The 3,396-nt window shown below is 37.0% G+C and carries 3 protein-coding genes; 1 reads left to right on the top strand and 2 read right to left on the bottom strand.

Annotated elements, in window-relative coordinates:
- The first annotated feature begins 18 nt into the window (after window positions 1-18).
- Window positions 19-909 carry a phosphoribosylaminoimidazolesuccinocarboxamide synthase gene (locus tag AB1414_17730; GenBank protein MEW6609255.1) on the top strand — a complete coding sequence of 297 codons (891 nt, stop codon included), beginning with the start codon at window positions 19-21 and terminating at the stop codon, window positions 907-909.
- 25 nt (window positions 910-934) lie between these two features.
- On the opposite strand, the gene AB1414_17725 is transcribed toward AB1414_17730, so the two are convergent.
- Both AB1414_17725 and purF read right to left on the bottom strand, forming a co-directional pair.
- Window positions 935-1,942 carry a tetratricopeptide repeat protein gene (locus tag AB1414_17725; protein MEW6609254.1) on the bottom strand — a complete coding sequence of 336 codons (1,008 nt, stop codon included), beginning with the start codon at window positions 1,940-1,942 and terminating at the stop codon, window positions 935-937.
- A gap of 34 nt (window positions 1,943-1,976) precedes the next feature.
- A complete protein-coding gene (purF, locus tag AB1414_17720) occupies window positions 1,977-3,392 on the bottom strand; it encodes an amidophosphoribosyltransferase (protein MEW6609253.1) in 1,416 nt (471 codons plus the stop codon).
- Window positions 3,393-3,396: the final 4 nt, after the last annotated feature.

The raw sequence follows: 3,396 nt of genomic DNA, 5'->3' as shown, positions 1-3,396 counted from the left end.
AATTGAGGTGAATGAGAAATGGAAGAACTGATAATTTTGGAAACTGATTTAAAAGACTTAAAATCTTATTCTAAGGGTAAGGTGAGGGATATTTATGAATTTGATGGTAAACTTCTAATCATCGCCACGGATAGAATTTCAGCCTTTGATGTCATTCTGCCAAATGGTATCCCACATAAAGGTAAGGTGTTGACTGCCCTCTCTTTATATTGGTTTAATCGGACAAAGGATGTTATCAACAATCATTTAATTACCAGCGATGTAGAAAAATTTTCAGGAGAATTCTTTCCCTATAAGCATTTATTATCCGGAAGGTCGATGTTAGTCAAAAAGGCAAAACCATTACCAGTAGAGTGTGTCGTGCGGGGATATTTAAGTGGTTCAGGCTGGAAGGAATATCAACAAACCCAATCTGTCTGCGGAGTTGAACTGCCAACAGGACTTACAGAATCCGCAAAATTACCTGAACCTATCTTTACTCCAGCCACAAAGGCAACATTTGGACATGATATTAATATAACTGAGATGGATGTCCAGGATATGGTTGGAGTTGACACGACAAAATATTTAAAAGAGATAAGTTTGAAGATTTTTGAATTAGCCAGTAAAGAGTTAGAGGCAAAAGGACTAATCCTGGCTGATACGAAATTTGAGTTTGGAATTTGTGAAGATAAAATTATTTTGATAGATGAACTTTTGACACCTGATTCATCCCGTTTTTGGACAATGGATGATTATTGTTCAGGTAGAGCTCAGGTAAGTTTTGATAAACAATTTGTCCGAGATTACTTAGAAAAAATCAACTGGGATAAAAATCCCCCTGCCCCAACACTTCCAGATAGCATAATAAAAAAGACCTCTGAAAAATATCTTGAGGCATACAGAAGAATAGTGCCTCTTCAAGATTGAATTCGTGGGTAGTCTCAGGCTGAGATTAAGGAAAAGAAGGGAAGAATATCTCTATTATCTTCATCAGGATTGAAATTATCATCCCAATAATCGCCAGGATAGTTAATATTTTTATAGACATATTCTTTGCCTTTATTTTTCTCCGGAAAGATGTATCTGTTTTAATCCTTTCCACATAACCTGATTTTTCTTCAATGGTCTTCTCAATTCTTTTTAACCTAACTAATTCAGCAGGGGGGAATTCCTCTTTCGCCCTTTGACGATAATTATTTATTGCTTCTGCAACCTCTTTCAATTTAGCCAGAGCCTGGTCATATTTATTCGTCGCAACAAGATTTTCGCAAAGGTCTATATAAGATTCAAAATGGTAAGGGTCTATTTTAATATTATTTTCAAGTAAGGTAATTGCTCTGGCTGTTTTACCATTCAAAAAATATGCCCGTGATAAATATCTTTTGTTCGTCAGATGATTGGGGTTATACTGAAATGCTTGCTCAAAAAAGATTATTGCTTTTTTTTCGGATTTTTTAATTAAAAAGATGCAACCAAGCACAAAATATGCCTCAAAATTAGTCGAAAGTTGCCTGATGACTTCCTTAAGTTGTTTTATGGCTTTTTTTAATTCAACTTGCTGAAGATAAATATAGGCTAAATTCAACCGTGAGATAACATCAGCCGGGTTATAGCCTAATCTATCTCTATACTCCTTTTCATCATTAAGGGCTGGGTCAGGAAAATTGGCAAAGATTTCTGTAGTTAAATCTATCGTGGCATTAGGCGAATTATTCAAGATTTGATGTAAAATTTGACAATATCCTTTTGTGTTTGAATCAAATACAGGCCGATAAATATCCGTAATATTAACCTCGGATGTGGTAATGGTGGTTATAAACCGTCCTGATCGTTGGTCATATTCAGTCGTAAGCCCAAGGACATCATCCCAACCAATCGTAGATTTTAACCAGAGCATATTTAATTTTATTCCCTTATCATTTATCTCAATCCTCATCATTTCTTTTAATCTGTAAGACACCGTTGAGGTTATGTGTAATGGAAATCAGGTAGCATTAAAAAGGCTTACCTTTTCCTTTAATCGGATACTTTCCATTGAAACAAGCCAGACAAAAAGTTTTAATAGAATCTTCAATAGGTCTTAGAAGTCCCTCAATACTTAAATACCCCAGGGTATCTACATTCATAAATCTTTTTATTTCTTCAAGGGAGTAATTTGCGGCGATTAATTCCTTTGTCGTTGGGGTGTCAATTCCATAAACACAAGGGAATCTGATAGGTGGGGAGCTTATGCGGAGATGTATTTCTTTTACACCTGCCTTGTGAAGCAGATTCATTATTTTCTGACAGGTAGTTCCGCGAACAATGGAATCATCAATCACAACCACTCTTTTATCTCCTATCACTTCACGCACTGGATTTAATTTTATCTGGACACCTAATTCTCGAATTGATTGTTTTGGGTCAATAAATGTGCGACCGACATAGTGATTACGCATCAATCCTAATTGATACGGAATTTTAGATTCTTCAGCAAAACCCAATGCCGCCGATACCCCTGAATCCGGAATGGGAATAACTACATCTGCTTCTATGGGATATTCTTTCGCTAATTGTCTGCCTAATTCTTTTCTTATCAGATAGACATTTTCACCAAAGACCTTACTATCAGGTCGAGCAAAATAGATAAATTCAAAGATACATTGTGCCTCTTTTTTAGGCAGGAGTTTTTCTTCAGCAAAGAGGTCACATTGAGAGGAAGGAATAGCCTGTAAAGATTTCAATCCTTTGCGATTGATAACAACCATTTCCCCAGGTTCGACATCACGAAGATATTCCGCTCCAATCAAATCTAAGGCACAGGTTTCTGAAGCAAAAATATATGCCTTTCCCAGTTTGCCAATACATAACGGTCTAACTCCATAGGGGTCACGAATTCCAATTAATTCATCTGAGGTCATTAATAACAGCGAGTATGCCCCTTTAACATTTGACAGGGCATCTCTTATGGCATCATGTAATTGTGGCATTTTAGAATGGGTGATAAGCTGGATAATAACTTCTGAGTCTGATGTCGTTTGAAAAGTAGCCCCTTTTCTTCCTAATTTAGAGCGTATCTGTGTAGTATTAACCAGGTTACCATTATGTCCGATGGCTAATTGGCCTTTTGAAGAATATATCGTCAGTGGTTGGGCATTTTCAGCTCGACTACCGCCAGTCGTAGAATATCTAACATGCCCCATCGCTATTTTGCCAGGTAATTCTCGGAGAGATGGGGTATTAAATACTTCTGTCACCAGCCCCATTCCACGATGAGGAATTAATTCCTTCCCATTTGAAGTAACAATCCCGGCACTTTCTTGTCCACGGTGTTGTAAGGCAAATATACCCAGATATGTTAATCTGCCTGCCTTTGGATGACCATAAACGCCAAAAATGCCACATTCGTCTCTGAATTTATCCTCTTTCATATCC

The sequence above is a fragment of the bacterium genome (assembly GCA_040755795.1).
Classification (GTDB): Bacteria; UBA9089; CG2-30-40-21; order CG2-30-40-21; family SBAY01; genus JBFLXS01.
This window is presented reverse-complemented; position numbering and strand designations above follow the sequence as displayed.

Excerpts from the sequence above, each read along its gene's own strand:
- AB1414_17730 (MEW6609255.1), top strand. The coding sequence starts at position 19 with ATGGAAGAACTGATAATTTTGGAAACTGATTTAAAAGACTTAAAATCT.
- purF (MEW6609253.1), bottom strand. The coding sequence starts at position 3,392 with ATGAAAGAGGATAAATTCAGAGACGAATGTGGCATTTTTGGCGTTTAT.